The organism is Aeromicrobium sp. (genome assembly GCF_014378035.1).
In the GTDB taxonomy this organism is placed as follows: domain Bacteria; phylum Actinomycetota; class Actinomycetes; order Propionibacteriales; family Nocardioidaceae; genus Aeromicrobium.
Map to the genome: position 1 here is coordinate 1 of NZ_JACMOM010000327.1, position 17,766 is coordinate 17,766.

Annotated in this window: 9 protein-coding genes; 6 read left to right on the top strand and 3 right to left on the bottom strand. The window is 64.1% G+C overall.

Going from position 1 to position 17,766, the window contains the following annotated elements; all coding sequences use genetic code 11:
• The 6 genes from H7290_RS17555 to H7290_RS17580 form a co-directional block, all read left to right on the top strand.
• The coding region (locus H7290_RS17555) for an SCO6880 family protein (RefSeq protein WP_366927650.1) at positions 1-980 on the top strand (980 nt) is incomplete at its 5' end.
• Positions 981-1,171: 191 nt separating this feature from the next.
• Positions 1,172-2,491, top strand: a complete 1,320-nt coding sequence (locus H7290_RS17560) for an ATP-binding protein (protein ID WP_290515317.1) — start codon at positions 1,172-1,174, stop codon at positions 2,489-2,491.
• A 1-nt stretch (position 2,492) separates the two neighbouring features.
• Complete coding sequence (locus H7290_RS17565; protein WP_290515318.1) at positions 2,493-4,412, top strand: peptidoglycan DD-metalloendopeptidase family protein; 1,920 nt, start codon at positions 2,493-2,495, stop codon at positions 4,410-4,412.
• Between the two features lie 5 nt (positions 4,413-4,417).
• Positions 4,418-4,906, top strand: a complete 489-nt coding sequence (locus H7290_RS17570) for a hypothetical protein (protein ID WP_290515319.1) — start codon at positions 4,418-4,420, stop codon at positions 4,904-4,906.
• Positions 4,907-4,992: 86 nt separating this feature from the next.
• Entirely contained in the window at positions 4,993-6,369 is a 1,377-nt protein-coding gene (locus H7290_RS17575) for a TraM recognition domain-containing protein (RefSeq protein WP_290515320.1), read from the top strand.
• On the top strand, positions 6,366-6,998 hold the full coding sequence (locus tag H7290_RS17580) for a hypothetical protein (protein ID WP_290515321.1): 633 nt from the start codon (positions 6,366-6,368) through the stop codon (positions 6,996-6,998). Before H7290_RS17575 ends, H7290_RS17580 begins: the two co-directional genes overlap by 4 nt.
• Positions 6,999-7,343: 345 nt before the next feature.
• Here H7290_RS17580 and mobF read toward each other — a convergent pair whose 3' ends face one another.
• The 3 genes from mobF to H7290_RS17595 all read right to left on the bottom strand — a co-directional run bounded on the left by mobF (position 7,344) and on the right by H7290_RS17595 (position 17,020).
• Entirely contained in the window at positions 7,344-13,025 is a 5,682-nt protein-coding gene (gene mobF / locus H7290_RS17585) for a MobF family relaxase (RefSeq protein ID WP_290515322.1), read from the bottom strand.
• 822 nt (positions 13,026-13,847) lie between these two features.
• Positions 13,848-14,189 carry a hypothetical protein gene (locus tag H7290_RS17590; RefSeq protein ID WP_290515323.1) on the bottom strand — a complete coding sequence of 114 codons (342 nt, stop codon included), beginning with the start codon at positions 14,187-14,189 and terminating at the stop codon, positions 13,848-13,850.
• Complete coding sequence (locus H7290_RS17595) at positions 14,186-17,020, bottom strand: DNRLRE domain-containing protein (protein ID WP_290515324.1); 2,835 nt, start codon at positions 17,018-17,020, stop codon at positions 14,186-14,188. The genes H7290_RS17590 and H7290_RS17595 overlap by 4 nt, the downstream gene beginning before the upstream one ends.
• Positions 17,021-17,766 lie beyond the last annotated feature (746 nt).

The following is a 17,766-nucleotide window of genomic DNA, read 5'->3' on the forward strand; positions in this document are numbered from 1 at the left end:
CCGAGCTCATCGACGAACTGCTGTTCATCGTCCGCACCGTGCCCGACGACGGAGCAGAACGCGGTCAGTGGATCAGAAGGCACCGCCGCACGTCCGGCCCCGATCTGGCGCAGGTCGTCAACGACGACCTGCACGCGGCACTGTCCAAAGCTTCTGTCCGGTCCGAAGCGTTCGTCACCTTCGTCGTGCCGGAAAGTAACCTCGCCAAGGCATCGAAAGAAGCCGGCGGCGGGTTGGACGGCAGGTCCAGAATCCTGCACCTGCTGATGGGGGAGGTCGAAGCCCAGCTGCGTGGTGCGGTGGGCATGACAGAAGTGTCATGGCTGACGTCGCCGGAGCTCGCGGTGGCATGCCGCACCGGGTTCGCGCCGGGAGATCGAGCCGGGATCATCGACGCACTTGCAGCACACGTTGTCGACCAGAGCGTCAACGCGGATGTGCCGTGGGCGATGGCTGGTCCATCCGGAGCCGACCAGCTGATTCGGCACTACTCGCACGATGCGTGGAACTCCGTCAGTGCCACCATCAAGCTGCCGGTGAAGGGTGCGGTCATGGGTGCGCTGGCGCCGATCCTGACTCCCACCGAGTCCGGGGAACGTCGTAGCTGCGTGGTGTCGTTCCCGATCCTGCGTCAGGAGGTCGCCAACAGGCAGTCCGCCTCGAGTGAATGGGCTGCCGACCTGGGCGAGGCGTTGAGGGACAAGGCGAAGGTCAAGCAGCGTACGAAGAATCGCGACGAGGCCGAGAAGGTCCGCGCGCTCGATCGCAAGCTGGCTCGCGGGAACTCGATGACTCAGCCGTACGCGGTGTGCACCGTCACCGTCCCCAAGACCGTGCGGATCTCGGAGTTCGGTCGCCGCCTCGACGCGTCGATCAGGCGCGCAGGATTCGCCCCGCTCCGCCTCGACCTGTCGCACGACATCGGCTTCGCCACGTCAGTCGTCCCACTCGGCGTCAGCCTGACCCGCGGGACGAACTGATGCGCCGGCGCAACCCCGCTGGCAGGAACCTTAACCGGTTGCTGGACGACTTCGGCCACCAGCTTCCCGCGGCCCCGGAGCCCCCACTTCGGACCAAGGATCCACGGCTTTTCAGGTACGCGTCGGTCCACGGGCAGGCGCGGCGGGGTCGTGGCTGGTCACCAGCCACAGCTCCCGTTGCGGTGTGGCGCATGACCAGCGACCAGGCCCCGGTCCTGTGGCCCTTCATCTCCACCCCCGGTCTTCCACCCACCGGTGCGCAGATCGGTGTCGACCACCTGTCCGGGGGCGCGTTCTACGCCGACCCGATCGGCTGGGTGCTGAACGACCAGATCCCCGTGACCAACCCCAACATTTTCAGCTTCGGCAAACCCGGCCGAGGAAAGTCCGCGACCACCAAAGTGTTCTGTCTGCGGATGATGGATTTTGGCTACCGCACACTCATCCTCGGTGATCCGAAGGACGAGTACGAATCGCTTTGCCGGGCGTTCGGGGTCGAACCGTTCGCCATCGGCCACGGGTTGTCGGCACGCATCAACCCGCTCGCGATCGGCCCACTGGGGCGCGGATGGTCTCACTTGTCGGCCGAGGACGCACAAGGCAGAGCCGCCATCGTGTTCTCCCGTTGGCTGACCCTCGTCCGCGGCCTCGTGGGGAGCCAACGCATCGGCGAACGACGGGTCCGCTTCGGCCCAAGCGAGGAAGCAGTCGTCAAGCAAGGCCTGCAGATGCTCACTGGTTACACCGCCGGCAACAGCCAGCTGACCGAGACCACCATCCCGCGCCTGTGGCACCTGCTGGACGAACCCACACCGGAGCTCATAGACGACACCCGTTACGCCTCGGCCAGACACTTCCTCGACGAGACCAGACTGCTGCGTGACGCACTTGGACAGCTCGTCACAGGAGCGTTGGCCGGCCTGTTTGACGACCACACCACAATCGACGTCGACTGGGGCGCACCGATTCAGTCCCTGAGCCTGTCCCGGCTCGAAGCCCTCGGCGACGAGGCCGTCGGCATCGCGCTGACGTGCCTCAACTCCTGGGGCCGTGGCATGAGGGAAATGGCAGACCCGGGAGATCTGCGGATCGTGGTGCGCGACGAGTCATGGAAGCAGCTGCGCCTGGGTCCTGAAGCCGTCAAGAGCTTCGACGCGGACCTTCGGCTCTCGCGCCGCGACGGTGACGTGCAGTTTGCCGTGGCACACAAACCATCCGACATGCTCTCCGCCGGCGACTCTGGAAGCCAGGCCGCCGCCATCGCCAAAGACCTGCTGCACTTGGCAGACATCAAGATCCTCCACGGTCAAGACCTCGGCGTAGCCGTCGAGCTCGAGCAGATGCTCGGCCTTGGACCCATCGCGCGCGACATCGTCACCACCTGGGCCATGCAAGGCAAAGGCCGGGCACTGTGGTGCGTCGGCGACCAGCAGTACAAGGTCCAGACGATCCTGCACCCCGCCGAACAACGGCTGACCTACACCAACGAAGCCATGGCCGGCGGAGGTTGAGATGAAGAACGCACCCGTACTCATCGCAGCAGTCCTCGCAATCTTGTTGCTGCCGATCCTCGCCGTCGCGGCGATCGCCGGCGCGATCATCCCAGCAGCAACGTCCGCGACGTCCTGTGCTGACGTGGTCGCCGCTAGCTCCGGTGTGTGGCGGTCCCCGCTGCTGGGCCAATACTCGGTGTCCAGCGGGTTCGGGATGAGGTACCACCCAGTCCTGCACGTCACCAAGCTGCACACGGGTATCGATCTTGTCGCCAGCACCGGTGAGAAGACTGTTGTCGCCGCCGCGGACGGCACGGTGAAAGTGGCCGGTTTTAATCAGGCGTACGGCAACCAGGTCGTGATCGAAAACGGCCAAGACATAGCCACCCGCTACGGGCACATGGCCTCGCCCAGTCCCACGGCAGTCGGGCAGGAGATCGCCGCCGGTACGAAGCTCGGAACACAGGGCGCCACCGGCTACGTCACTGGAGCGCACCTGCATTTCGAGATCATCAAGAACGGAACACCGATCGACCCCAAACCATTCTTGGCGGACCACGGCGCACCCCTGAACGGAGGGGTCGAGTCTGGCGCTGCGTCAGACGCTGTGACACGTGTTGTGGTTGCAGCGCCGGCGAAGGATGCAGGCTCGATCGTCGCGACGCGTACCGACGGGAAGACGGTGAGGCTCAACGCCGAACAACTGTCGAACGCGGCCGTCATCGTTCGTGTCGGTCAAGAAGTCGGTGCCGGGTCACGTGGCGTGGTCGTTGCGCTGATGGCGGCGTTGCAGGAATCAACCTTGCGGAACCTCTCCTACGGCGACCGCGACTCGCTCGGACTGTTCCAACAACGTGCGGGCTGGGGAAGCGCGCAACAACGCCAACAAACCGAGTACGCAGCGCGCGCCTACTTCGGCGGCCCTACCGGTCCGAACCACTCCAGCCCGCCCGGACTGCTCGACCGGCCCGGATGGAAGATCATGCGTCTGGGCCAAGCAGCACAAGCGGTCCAGGTGTCAGCCTTCCCTGCGGCGTACGACCCGTGGGAACCCGTCGCACGAACCATCGTCGACTCGGGCAGCGTCTCTGGCGACGCCGTTGACTGCAGTGCCGGCGGATCCGCGTACGGGCACCTAAATGTCACCACATGGAACATCTGCCTGGAGTTCTGCGGAGGCGGGAAGCTTCGACCATGGCAGGACCGCATCCCACTGATCGCTCGATCGATCAGACAGGCGAAGCCGGATGTCATCAGCCTGCAGGAAGCCGGACACAGGGACACTCGGACCGCAGCCATGGTCGATGCCCTCGCGCCAACCTATCGACTGGCGGTCTACAAGAGATCAAAGATGATCCTGTACGACTCCACGAAGCTGTCAGTCAAGGACGACACCGGACACCCGCTGGGATCAGCGCAATGGGTGATCGAAGGCAAGGGTGGTGTCGCGCAGACCTTCCGGGACAGACGCACCGGAGCACTGGTCGTTCTGTCGAGTCTGCATCCGGTTGACGGGAGCGACGACGCACGCCGGCTCCGGTACATCACCCGCGCCCACCGCATCGTCGTTGCTTTGCAACGCGCCAGAGCCGGGAGTGTGATCGTTTACGCGGGGGACCTGAACTCCTACATCCCTGGCAGCGGGGACAAGCGAGACGTTGCACGCTTCTTCACCGGACGCGGCTACACAACGTCCGAGCAGGTCGCATCGCAGCGTGACGGCCAGCAGTACCGCTCATACAACGGCGGACACCCCCCACGTCGGGGACCACGCATCGACCACGTGATCGTCGACCCCCGCACCGTCAACGTCAACAGCTGGCGACAGATCCTCTCGGCCGACCCAGACGACCCGGAGTCCGACCACAACCTGATAGCGGTCGACCTGGCACTCGCTGCGCCCGCACCTGCGGAGCCGACCGCAGCGGGAAGGCCCTGACGATCGTGGGTGATATCCGGATACAGCACGCGCGCCGAACCAACCCTTACCCCTGGACATGGGAGATCCCTGCCGCCATCGCCACGACGGTCGTCCTGCTCGCGGGCTTGGTCCTCCACGCGGCCAGGACGATTGCGAACCTGTTCGCCGGCGCAGGTTTCGAGTTGACCCCGCGCGTCGCCTTATTCTCCTCCATACCCGGCATCGTGGGTGGGGACGCCGCCACCGGACTGACCAGCCGGTCCGCGACCTACGCCAGCAGCGAGCAGCTCTGGACCTGGATCATCGGCACCGAGCTTGGGTGTCTGGTTGGTGTTGCCCTTGCCGTCAGGTGGGGCATGGCGAGATGGGGTCCCGGGCGGATCCAGGGGATGGCCCCACCCCGTGAGGCTGAGACCCTGCTCGGCCTGTCACGGCTCAGACGCAACGCGCAGATGATCCGACCAGACCTCCACAGCAACGCGACCTTCCTCCGGAGAGCGAAGCACCCATGAGATCAACGGCTGAGAAGACGCGGTTCGAACCTGAACAGATCGGGTGGAGGCTCGGGACCGCGTCAGAACCCCGAACCAGACGAGGGTTGTGGGTCCCGTGGGACCGAACTACCGGCGTCATCGGACCTCAAGGCTCGGGCAAGACACTCGACATCCTGGTCCCGGCGTTGCTCAACGCACCCGGCGCCGCACTCGTGACGTTGACGAAGGTCGACGACCTGTTGCTGACCATCGACGCACGCAGCAGCAACGAACGCCCGTGCGTGGTCCTGGACCCGTTCGGTCTTGCACCGGGCCTGCCGGAGCTGGTGTGGGACCCGATCGCCGGATGCGTCGACCCGATGGTCGCCGAACGCCGCGCCAAGGCATTCACCGCCGGCACCGTGACCGGCGCTGTCGCCGGTGGTCACGGCGACGACGCAGCCCGCTTCTACGCCGCTGAAGCAGCCAAGGTCATTCAGGCGTTCTTTCACGCCGCAGCACTGGCCGGATACGGGCTCGAAGAAGTCCTGCGCTGGGTGGCGAACCCACGAGCTGCATCAGAACCCACCGAGATCCTGCGCGAGCATCCTCACGCTGCACCGTTCTGGCAGGGCCTGCTGCACGGCGCGCTGCGCGGCGACGACCGTACGGCAGGAAACACGATCACCACCGTCCAGCAGGCGCTGAGCCTGTTCTTCCAAGCTGACATCCGCCGCCGATGCGTACCCGGCGCCGGACGCCAACCAACCGACGTGGCCGACCTGATCGCCCGTGGCGGCACGATCTATCTCCTCGGTCGCGAAGACCCGTACGCCAGTGCCTCCCCGCTGATGACTGCGGTGGCCGAATCCGTCCTGGACACCGCGCTGGCACTGGCGAACCAATCAGCACATGGGCGCCTCTGTCCGCCAATGTTGGCATGTCTTGACGAGCTGCCCTCCACTGCACCGCTGCCGACGCTGCGCACCCGGATGGCCAACGAACGGGCGCTGGGCCTGTCGTTCATCTACGCCGCCCAGACGTGGCGTCAGCTCGTCGCGATCTTCGGTGACCAGGAAGCACGAGCGCTTTTCGGGCTCACCAACATCCTGTGCATGTTCGGCGGGTCCAAGGACGTTGCTTTCAACCAGGAGATATCGGATCTGCTGGGCCCGGTCAGGGTGGTGCGCCAGACCTGGCAGAGCGGGACCATGTCCGGACGAACAGCTGCCGCCGAGGACATTCCTATTCTCACCGGCGCCGAGGTCAGACAACTCCCAGAACGTCATGCGCTCGTGGTCGCTGAGAACGGCAGACCGATGATCGCCAAGCTCACCCGCTCCATCGACGGCAGGACAGGCAGGGCGCTTCTGGCAGCACAAGCCGAAGCCCGGCTTCGCGTCGATCAGGCACGCGCCAACGTGGTTGACCCACGCGCCCGGGCCACGGCGGCGCTAGTGGAGTCCCAACGGCGCGGACTCACCCGCTGGACGACACCATGAGCAACCCGACCGGGCGAACACCAGCTCCGATGGTGCGGGCCTTCCCGACCCCTGGTGTCCAAGTTCGCCACGCTTACCGTGAGCTCGACAAGGCAGTCAACGGTGACGACGACTATCGCCTGGCTCTCGGCGACCTGAACGACCTTCCACGGCCTTGGTCGCCTGCGACGTGCACGGCGGTGCCGCTGCGGGTCGAGCTCTGGAACTGGCTCGATGCAGTCGTCATCTGGATCAACCACGAACTGGTCTTCGATCCCGCGGACGTCATTCCCGCGTGCTGGCCACAGCACCCGCACCTCGTCCACGAGCTCGCGGTGCTCGCGGATCGCCGCCGCGAAGCCGATCGATCGTTGACCAGTGACGCCCTCGAGGAATGGCACCGCTACGCATTGCCGGCGTTCTTGGTCCGCATGGAGCACAGGGTCGCTCAACACTGCCAAGATCTTCACCCGCCAGTGCCGCCGGCGGCGGGACGTCTCACCAGACACCTCGACGGCCCGCACTTCACAGAGCGGCGTCACACCTATGAGGACGACATCGCCGTCGCAACGGGTTACGCAGATAGCAACCCTGACAGGTGGACGCCGCTGCGAATGGTGGATACCGGCACCGGCGAGTTCGCCGAATAGCTTTGCAGTCCTTCCAATCCACAGCATTGTCCACACCTGTTGATCGAACACGTGTTCTACCCTTTCCGGGTGGGCATGAATCGATCGAAGTCGGACAAGTGGCCGCGCTACGAACCGACCCGGCACGTCTTGATCAAACGGTCGTTCCGCAACGACCGACCGTGGCAGGGTCTGGTGATCGATTGGAAGCAGGACAAACAGAGGTGGTCCGCTCTCGTGGTGTACATGGACGAGAGCGCTGACGGTTCCCCGCTGATGCAGCAGTGGGTTCCGATCGACCGCCTACGACCTTGCCACCCGGACCCGAACCCTCCGCGTGATGAGTTTCTCTGACGGTCCGGACATCTAGCGACTTGGGCCAACGCCGCCTGTGCGTGGTCGTGGTTCCCGCTCGTACAGCGAGCTGTTCGCCCGCCCCGCCCTGTCACGAGAAGCGGCGGTGTTTGTCTTGATGGTTGGCATCTCTTCGGGGAGGTAGCCCACGAGCCGGTATCGAAGGTCCTGCGCCGGTGACTCGTTCAACAGCGCCTCGTCGAGGAACTGGCGGGTGAGGATGTGGAGGTCGTAGCCAGCGTCGTGGACCTGCTGGAGCATGGTCGCCGTTGCGGGCCAGTCTTGCTGACCAAGGAGTCGCGGATCTAGATGGCGCGCCAGGTTTGCCCACCGCTCTCCAGCCGTTGCGCTGTCTGCTTGTTCGAGTCGTGTCCTGACATCAGATGCGCCGGCGAGACCGTCGTTGGAGAAGCTTCCCCGATCGTGGTTGAAGTCGACAGCGGCCGTCGCGACTGCTTGGCGCATCTGTACACGGCCGGAACTATCCGCACGCGCGCAGTTGTCGATTGCTTGGTCCCAGTCTCCCGGTGGCCGGGCGGCGATGATCCGCGCGATCGCGGTTGCTTGCTCTGGGGCGGTCACAATGTTGGTCAGGCGTTCCTCGATGAGCGTGTCTGCCAGCGGCCTTGCTTGCTGCAATCGCAGCAGGAGGTTGGCGCGGCCGCCGTTCTCCAGGACGCTGGCGGGGTCTTCGCCAGTGTCGAACCGGGCGTACCGGGGATCGGTGAGATGCGGTGTCAGGAGCCAGTAGTCACGTTCTGCGGCGATCCGTCCGGCGAGGTCTCCGTCGGTGGCGATGATCGGCGAGGCGTCGAGTCCCGCGAGCTGGGTCGCTTGGTCGTGGGTCATTGAAGTGCCTAGAGGTGCGACGCCGACGAATGCCCCGGCGGTGGCCAGCGTGATGGCGATGGCGTCGATGGGGCCCTCGACGAGGACGGGGATGGACCCTTCGCCCATGTGGGTGTCAGCCAGCCCGTACAGCTGGGAGCCCTTGTGGAACACGATGGTGTCGGCGGTGTTGTGGTACTTCGGTCCACCCCGGGTGTCGTCGATGGTGTCGGGGTGGCGGCGGCCGACGAACCCCAGGACGTCACCGCCAGAGATCACCGGCAGCATGGCGCGGTCGCGGAACCGGTCGATCAGGGCGCCAGTTGATGCGGTGGTAGCGACGCCGGCGGCGAGCATCTCGGTGTCGGTGATGCCGTGATGGTGCAGGTGGTTAATGAGGTTGGTCCAACCGGGCGGTGCGTATCCGGGCCGGAACCGCTCGTCAGCGGCCAAGTCCAGCCCAAGCCGTTCGAGGAGGTGGATTTGTGCCCACGAACCCCGGAGGTTCGCCTCGAAGAATTCGGCTGTGAGGGTGTTGATGCGCAAGATGCGGTCGCCGGTGACGGGCGAGTGGTCCCACTGGTGCGCGTGGTCAAGCATCCGCGTGATGTCGTGGTCGGACGGTTCGAGGGGTCCGAGCAGGCGGCGTTGGAACGCGGCGGCGGCGAGGTCGGCCGGTTCCTTGACGTGAGCTGGAGCGCTCACGTCCCGGACGGTGTTGTCGTACATGTCCTCGGGTGGCGGGTTCTCGTCGTACGGGTCGGACTCTGGGGGCGGGTCGGTGACGATCGCTATCCGCCATACCAGCGCCTGTGCGGGGTCGACGTCGTTGACGTCGGTGGTGGATGCGAGATCCAGAAGGTCAGTCACCGCCCAGCCTCGTCTGGTGGCTTGGTCGATCGATGCGACCACGGTCGGCCACCACGGGCTGGCGGTCATGGAGGCGGCGGGTTCCTCACCGAGGACGTCGATCAACAGTGCTGCCCCGTCGACAGGTAGTGCGTGGTCGTGACCGGTTGCCTGGGTGGTGACGATGGGGGACAGGTGACCGCTGATGCGCCACCAGAGCGCTGCAGCTGCGTGGTCGTCGGGCAGAGGGCCGTCGGAGGCGGCGTTGCGGAACAGTGCTGCGGCGTCGACCCCGGAACGGCTGATCGCCGCCAGTCGTGCAGCAAGCAACGGCGTGAACGAGTCCCTGCGCGGCGTGGCGACATCGATCAGAGGTCCCCATTCGGACAGGGCAGAAGCGCGGCCAGAGTGCAGACGCTCATTGAGTCGGCGCTGATGGGACGCGTGTGCCTTCTGCACCTGCGGCCCACCCGTGGGCCGCCGGTCGGTCGTGTCAACACCAGTCGCTGCCCGCCACACCGCAACATCTGCCAAGACGTTGGCGGCAGGTCGAGCGCCGCCCTGGCGCGCCCACTGCGGAATGTCGGCGCTGATGGTCGCGTCGTTTCGCACCGATGCGGCGAGGTCTTCCACTCGCTGAGCCCTCTGGTGCAGGTAGGGGCTGCGTTGTGGGTCGCTGATCAGCAGGGCAGGTATGCCCGGCAGCCAAGGCAAAGGTCCAGCGTGCGCGCCTCGCGTAGTAGTGGGGTCGAGGCGCCAATCCAAGATCGCGGCACGGTCTTTCACCCCATCAAGCGGACGGTCGGCAACCGCGTTTCGAAGATCCTTCGCGGCGTCGCGGCCGTCCGCGTCAATCACGATCAGGTGCGCCCGGAGGGTCAGCCATGCGGGTTCGTCACAGATTCCCGGCGCGAGCTCCTCGGCGGTGCGGACGAGTTCCTCCACGCGCGAGGCACCGATCAGTGACTCGGATTCGGTGTAGACGGCCTCGGTGTACCGGGCGGCCGCCTGCGGGAGAAGCGTGGACGGTGCCGCAAAGTCGCGCGCGATCGTGGTCGCAGACCGAGGCGAGCCGTCCCGTCCGAGGATGCGTTCGAGCACATCGGTAGCCGTGAGGGGATGGATGGTCTCGGGTCGGATGAGGTTGTGAGCATCGCCATCGCTGGTCACGACGAGGTAGACATGATTGGCATGCCGTCCACGCGTCATCATCGTGTAGAACTGCTGCCGGGTCTCATCCCCGGTGACGAGGCCATGCATGGTGTCTGTCGAGATGCCTTGAGCGGTGTGGACAGTCGAGGCGTACCCCAGCTCGGCGTGTGCATCGACGTATTCTGCCGGCAGCACGATCCGCAAGTTGGACTCAGCGTGCCGCACGGCCAAGCGACCTTCTTGCACCGCCGTGACGGTCCACCGGTCGCCGTTCTTGACCCAGTCCGTCGCTGACAGGCGAAGAAGGCGGTCGTTGCGGCGGGTGATGATCGTTTCACCGACCGACGCCTGGTTGCCATCGGACAACCGCACAGCCGAACCGACCGACATCTCGTTGCGCGGACTGCTGCTTGAGGCGCTGGCGGAGCTGCCGGCGAGCCGGGCTGTGCGAGCACGTGCATTCAGCTCTGCGACGAGGTCACGGGTCGGGGCGAGCATGATCGAAGCCAACCCTGCTTCAGTGTCGGTCGTCCAAGCATCGAACACGGCATCGGTCTCAGTGCTGAGGTCGCCGACATGCACGCGGCCGTGATCCAAGTAGTGGCCCAGCCCTTCGGTCTGCCCGTCGCGCAGGGCTAGCGAGGCAGCCCCCTCGGCAGGGTCTGCGAAGCGCATCAGCTCGCTCAACCTCAGGGTGCCGTGCTGGTGGTCGATGTCCCGCAGGACGCCACCGGCACCGATTGCGGCGAGCTGCTGATCGTCACCGATGAGCCGAACCGAAGCTCCACGGTCAAGGATGAACGCAACAGCGGTGTCCAGGCTGAGGGTGTCAGCCATGCCCGCCTCGTCTATGAGCACGAGCGTGCCGGGGCCGATCGCGTTGAGCAGCGCGCTGCGGGTTCCTTGGTCGATGTGGTGGACGAGCTTGGCCAACGTGTCGCTGACGGCTCTGGTCTGACCAGAGAGAATCGACGCCGCCGCGGCCGATGGTGCAAGCCCGACGACGTTGCCGCCGGACTCCTCCCATGCCCGGGTCAACACACTCATCGCCGTGGTCTTGCCTGTTCCAGCGGCGGCGATACCCAGTTGGACGCGCGCACCGGACGTCGCCATCCCACGCACCAGAGCAACTTGGCCGGTGTTTAGCTCGGCCCCGTTGGCGGTGCTCTCGAGCAGCGCCAGGTCGATCACTTCGGCGGGCACAATTCGTCCATCGACGCGTCCAGCGGACTCAGTGAGGCGCAGCTCTGCATCGAGCACCATGCGGTTGGTGAACACGTCACTGCCCGCGACGTGAAAGACACTCGTGCCATCCTTGCGCCGGAGCTTGTCCGGGTCGGTGATCAGGTCACGGTCAGTTGCCAGCGACACACACTGCTCGATGGCGGTGTCAACGATCCACGTGACGAGGTCCTCGACACGGTCGGCGCGGACGTCAGCCGACCTCACCTGGCGTTGGGCTTCGGCACGCAGGTGCCACACCTGCCACGTCGCGCGCCGTACTGAAACCTGCGCCACGACCTGCTCGGCCCGCCTGGTGACCCACTGCGAGGTGACACGTTCGCCGCAGCTTTCTGGACGCGCCAACGCCCCAGCGACCATGCGGTTGACCTGATTCTCGCCGCCGAGAATTTCGACGGCTTCGGCCCGCCAGGTGGCGCGCTGATCATCGAGGCTTCTCGGTTCGTGCTTGGCGTCGCGGGTCTCCAACGTGGCCTGCTGCGCAAGCTGGATGGCCTCCACAGGTGTCGGCGGCCGACCATGATCGCGCTGGAAGGTTGTGGCGAGCACTGCTCGGCGGATGTCGATGCTCGCCCGTCGAGACGACCACCGGGTATTCAGTTCAGGATCGACGCCGACGATCTCGCGTATGGGACGTTTGTGTGGATCGGTGCCGGGACGCTCGGCGAACCGGACTCCCAGCGACTCAACAAGGTGGCGTTCCAGCGCGGTGTTGTAGGTCTCGCTCGCCGTCACAGTGGCCTTGAACAGCACCCGACCATCGATCGCCGACCAGTCTCCGTCGAGAGTCTGGACCTTGTTGGCGACGGCAAGATGCGTATGCAGGTCGGGGTCCCCGGCCCGAGAATCACGGTGTGTAAACGCGGTTCCGACCAAGCCGGTGACGTCGACCTGCTGCACCCCCTGAGCTCCCTTGCGGGTGAAGAGCGCGTGCTTCTCGATGAACGCCACCGCGTCCTTGATCGCCAGATCGTGAGCCAGCTCGATCTTCGCTGCAATACTCGGAGGAGCGATAGCCCACAGTGTCGAAACACTCTTGACCGGGGAGAACGACAGGTCGAACCCAGCGACCGCGGTGGTCTTGGGACGAGAGTGCTTGGCCACCGTCGCGGCCACCTCGCGCGCATCATCCGGCTGCCGGCCGTGCTCGCGCAGGAAATACTGGCGGGCCACCTCAGTACGGATGCGCGCCGTGTCACCGATGCTTGTAGCCGCATCCGCGGGCGACCCAGCAGCGACGTTCATTTCCCCCAGTCGGCGAGCGATGTCGATCTGGAACTGGGGGACATCGCCTTCGAATACAACGAAGGGACGACCGAGGCGCTGCGCGCTGTGCAGCTCACCGACGCTGGCGGACAGCTCCAGAGCCGCGACCCGCTGCTCGGCGAGAGGGTGAAAGCCATATGCGAACAGCGCTTTCATTTGCTCCGCGGTGACCACATCACCAGCGTCCAGGCCAGCGATACCGGTCAGACCCGACCCCACCCACGAACCAGGAGCCTCACCCTTCTCCGAGTAGTACGACGACAGGGAAGTGCGTCCCTTCTCCGTAGAGTCGAGCGCAGCAACCTGCCGGGTCAGGTAGTCGTACCCCGAGCCGGCCGTCAGCTTGTGCAGCGACATAGTCACACCGGCACAGGCCCGCCGGTGGGTTACCCATGGCCACTATTTGAAGGTTCAACTACCGTGGTGCAAGAGGTGTGAGGCAGTTGATCCATCGAAATTGAATCGGTGTCGCGAGGACGATGTGCAGAATCTGGACGGGCCCACGGTCGAAACTCGCAGGTAGGGTCCGTGATCGGCGATGGCGAGGTCTACATGGCGTTCGGGAAAGCCTAGCCTCTGAGTGTGCGGGCGTTCTGGTCACTTACGAGCTTGGAGTGGTCTTACCTGGGTGCGAGTACACGTCACCACCGAGCGTCCGAGCGTCCGAGCGTCGCACCCAACGACCCTTTTGCCGACCGACGCTCAACTCGATCGCATCGCGAATCGATGGGGTCAGGGAACGACGGCCAGGTCATTTCACCCAAATGACGCAGGCGTTGCCTCATTCGGGCATTGTCGATGCGTGCCTGGAGGACAGAAGTACATCGCCGCGAGTGGCTCCGAGATGCATTACGCGCTCGATAGGCTGTGAAAAGACACTGAAGCTCCCAGGGCAAGCGTTGAATCCGGAGAGGCCGGCGCCAAGGACGCCGCCGATTGAGCGCTCCAAGGCCTCCAAGAGCTGATCTCCGTCGTCAAGCCGCTAGCTAAGCTTAGACACCAGACATGAGCATGAAGTTTTCGGCGACTTGTGACCTAGCCTCGATAGAGAAGGAAGCCGCCGGCAGTCGGCGTCAGACCATGTACTACCAGTCGTTGCCGTATTCGGACTCTGCCCGCGACCTCGGCCGATCGGACGTGCGGCACCTGCGGTTGCTGGCCGAATCGTCACGGCTCTGATCAATGCTTCCTCCGAGAAACTGCAATCCAAGCAGGAATTGCGGTGAGCAACCACAGCAGCAACGCGCCCGTAGCGACCAGCAAGGACACCAAGATGGTCAGTCCGATCGACGACGTGATCGGCCAAAGTAACAGGCACGTTGTGACGACAGCGGCGACCCAGACCGCAACAAACGCCTGGGGCCGGTACCGGGCGGCAACGATCAGCACTGCAGCGATCGCCTGAAAAAGCACCAGTAGCAGCAGCATCACCAGTCCGAATCTGAATTGCAGGTTCGCTATCAGAAGCTCTGTCAGTCCCACAACAAAAATGAACGCGGCGGCGCCGCCCGACCTAGTCACGGAACCCAAGTTTCCCAGATGCTTTCGTCACCGCAGTTGACAGATAGACAGATGTATTTAGACGACTTACGCGTGAAGATCCTTTTACCTGAAGCTTCAGTCTTCGGATAAAAATACGCTTCATGGTTCGGCACTTTGCCTCGCGTTCCAGTAACTCGGGCGCCCTTGGTCTTCCACGCTTCAAAAACAAGGTTGTACCGAATTGCTCCAGCTACTGAGCAGAGGGGGTTGCCGACTGAGTGCGTAACCGACATCTTGCCGTAGGTCGAGTACATGAGCGGCGTGTGAAACTTGATCCCCTTGGCGCTTGCGGTCTTTGATTTCGCGCTGAAACCGTAGGCCTTCAACCTGTGTGTAGTTCCGATGCTCTTCGTGGTATCGATTGTCTTGTTAGGCCAGTTGAAAAACATGCTGGCTCGCGTCCGACTTGGTGCCGTGAAGTAGCTCGTGAAGCCACGGTTGTCGCCCTTAAACGTCCCGCAAACAGGCCCGGTGGTTGCCTTCTTAGCTGGGATGAACGTACGGTACCGGATGGCGCCCGTCGTTTCGGGATAGGTCTCCGCAGCAGAGACCGTGGAGTCCGCTGACAAAGGAAGAATCAAGGCGCTGTTGACCGTTCCCAACACGACATCGTCGTTGGCTGCGATGGCGCTCGGACTGAGCTGCCCACAGTGGGTGGTGTTCGGTTTGCCAAACTCGACGGTGTCGTCCCCAACGAGACGGTACGCAATAGGAACTTGACTTTGCGAAACGCCGCTAGGCGTGAAGGTCTCACTGACCTCGGCATCGGATTGGTCGCCATCAACAGCTTCGTTGACGCTTTGCGATTCGAGCGAGTTCATCGTTTCGGCAGATTGCTCCAGCTCGGCTGCCAGGGCGGCGTCCGATGCACCCATCCAAACCTTGACATCGACGTCCTTACCTGCCTGAGTGCCTCGATATTCTAGGTGCCCAGTGTCGCTTTCGATTAGGGGTGGCGTAGAGGGTGCTCCGGCGGGGCCCTCCACGGTCAGTTCCTGTCCGCTCATCTCCACCTTGTAATCGCACGCTTCAGTCGGAGTAGGACCTGGGGTCTCGCCGACGGCAGTCACGGTGAACGAGACGGGTGCGGACGCGGCGGCAGACCCCGCCTGGCCGTCGTCGACCCACGCGCGGACATCGTACGTACCCGGGGAAAGGGTGTCGATATCAAGGGCCAACTCGTCGCCCGAAAGTCCAAAGGGGGTAAAGACGGTCAGGACGGTTGCCGCGCTTTGCGACACCACGTACTTGACGCGAACCGGCCCTCCGTCCAGATCTACAGCAACGCTGCTGAAGGTAACGACGCTATCGACCACGTCAGCGGTCACGGATGAGGCTGAGTTGGGGCGAGTGTTGTAGGTGACCGAAAAGTAGGGCGTCCTAGCTGCGGCGCCACAGTCGGTTCCGCTGGTGGTGTTCATGGAGCAGAAGCGGCGTTCGTAGGACGAGTAGTCTTCGTCGCCGGCGGAGAGGCGGACGCCTTGCATATCAACCGTTCCGTCGCCCCAGGCTCTGGCCATGTTGGTGAGGTTGACTTTGGTCCATCCATCGGCGCAGCCGGACGCCGCACGGTTCGTCGTGATGTGGGTTGCCCCTGCGCCGTAGACGATGGCTGGTGCGTTGGCCCATGTGATGGTGTCGCCCCAGGGCACGCCGACGGGGTAGACGTACATGCGGCGGTCGGCGCAGGTATATCCGTAGTACTGCCAAAGGCCCATTTCGGCCGACACGATGTCGATGGCAGGGTTGTTCTCGATGGTGCTGTTGAAGAACTTCAGGTAGCTCCGCGCCGGGTTTGAGTTCGAGCTCACGCTCGGATCAATCTTGCCCACGATCAGACGGTTCTCCGCACCCCGACTCGTAGTGTCGCCACTGCGGACCCACGTGTCCCGGACTTGATTCATGCTGATGTCCGGGTCGATCGTGACCGGGTATTGGGTGGTCGGATCGGACAGGAACCCGTCTGGTGTGGTCAGGTCCAGTGTGTGTTGGGTGACGTCGCCGCTGGCGCTGGTTTCGTCGAGGGTGGCGTCGAGCTTCACGACGGTAGCGGGGTCACCCGCAGGGTCGGTGGACGCGTCCCAAGCGACCAGGCTGGACGTCTTGGCGATGGTCTTGCCATCGTCGCCGGAGACTTGAAGGCCGCCGGAACTGTTCTGGTTGACGTCGACGCCTTCTGCTCGTAGACCCAGCGTAAAAATCGGGTCGTCGTCTGTCGGCTGCTGGTTGAGGCGGATGTGTGCGTTCAGCCCGCTGCTGGTGGTCGCGATGAGCAGGTCGGTTGCGTTGGACAGCTTGTAGGTTGCTATTCCGCCGCTGACCGTGGGTTCGGGCAGGTTTGCCGGCCACGTGACAGCCAATGACTCGTCATCGTCGAACGTCACTCGCGCGGCCTCTTTTGCTGGTCCGCCGGCGATCGACACGTCAATCGGGGAAGCTTTGGGTGCCCAGGATCCGTCCGCGTTCTTGATCAGGGTGTAGTCGACATCAACCCAGTCGCCGTCGCGCTTGATTCGCACGGGTGTGGCGTACTCCTTGCTGGTGAAGGTTCCGTCCGGGTTCGCTATGACAATCTTGGTCTCAGTGCGTTGCGAGAAGTCCTCGACCGGCTTATCGGTCGAGGACGCCGCTGCGATCGCGGTGGCGGTGTCGGGGGCGTCGAGCGTTCCATCGTCGTCAGAATCGACCGGCTTCAGCTCCAACGTTGCGACAACCTGGGGGTCCGTGTCCTCCGCGGCAGCCGCAACGGCGACTGTGAATGGCGCGAGCAGGCCCGCGGTTGCGATGAATAAGACTATCGAGCGAGCCATGAGTTGCCTTACATAGCGAGACAGATTGATGCGTCACTTTGGCACGCAGACATTCTCAGAGGCTGGGAATTCGAGTTATTAAGTCTAAAATGATCAGAAAGAACCAATAGTTGTAGTGCAGACTAACTATTTCCACAGGTGTGTAAGTGACCCAGCGGGCATCGGTCCGCGCATTCGATTGGCCCTTCTGTGCGGGCCGGGCTTGTTCTAGTGGGTCGTGATGCGTCGCTCGAGTCCCTCGCACGAGATCGTTGAGGGTGGCGGCGACACCAACGTCGACCGAAGCGAGTCGGCGGCCTTACGTCGTCGAGGGTCTCGCGGGTTTGGGCACCAGCGCCTGCAGCTCCGGGTATGTCGCCGGATGGTTTAGGAGTGACGTCGCTGTGATCAGCGCGGCGGTCGGGAATGTCATACGAGTAGTCCACACCTTGGCCGACGTCGTCGACGAGAGCGACGACAAGGTGACCGCAGCCGCCTAGCGGATGAGAGCGCCCTTCGGGGCGCCCACCTGGGTGGGGGACGCTTGCGGCGTCGGAGTCTGTACCGGCCACGGAGGGCCGAAGCGAAGAGCGGAACGGAACAGCCTTCGGCTGGGCTGTGCTGGAGGAATTTCTTACCTCCCGGGGCACCGATGATTGGCCCCTCGCGTGTCCACGCAATCCCCGCTGCGCGGGGATCTCCGCTCACACCAGCTCGTTCGGCGCTGCGCTTGTTTCCTTACGACCTGGTGCTCGCATCGTCCCTGC

Excerpts from the sequence above, each read along its gene's own strand:
- H7290_RS17560 (WP_290515317.1), top strand. The coding sequence starts at position 1,172 with ATGACCAGCGACCAGGCCCCGGTCCTGTGGCCCTTCATCTCCACCCCC.
- H7290_RS17565 (WP_290515318.1), top strand. The coding sequence starts at position 2,493 with ATGAAGAACGCACCCGTACTCATCGCAGCAGTCCTCGCAATCTTGTTG.
- H7290_RS17580 (WP_290515321.1), top strand. The coding sequence starts at position 6,366 with ATGAGCAACCCGACCGGGCGAACACCAGCTCCGATGGTGCGGGCCTTC.
- mobF (WP_290515322.1), bottom strand. The coding sequence starts at position 13,025 with ATGTCGCTGCACAAGCTGACGGCCGGCTCGGGGTACGACTACCTGACC.
- H7290_RS17595 (WP_290515324.1), bottom strand. The coding sequence starts at position 17,020 with ATGGCTCGCTCGATAGTCTTATTCATCGCAACCGCGGGCCTGCTCGCG.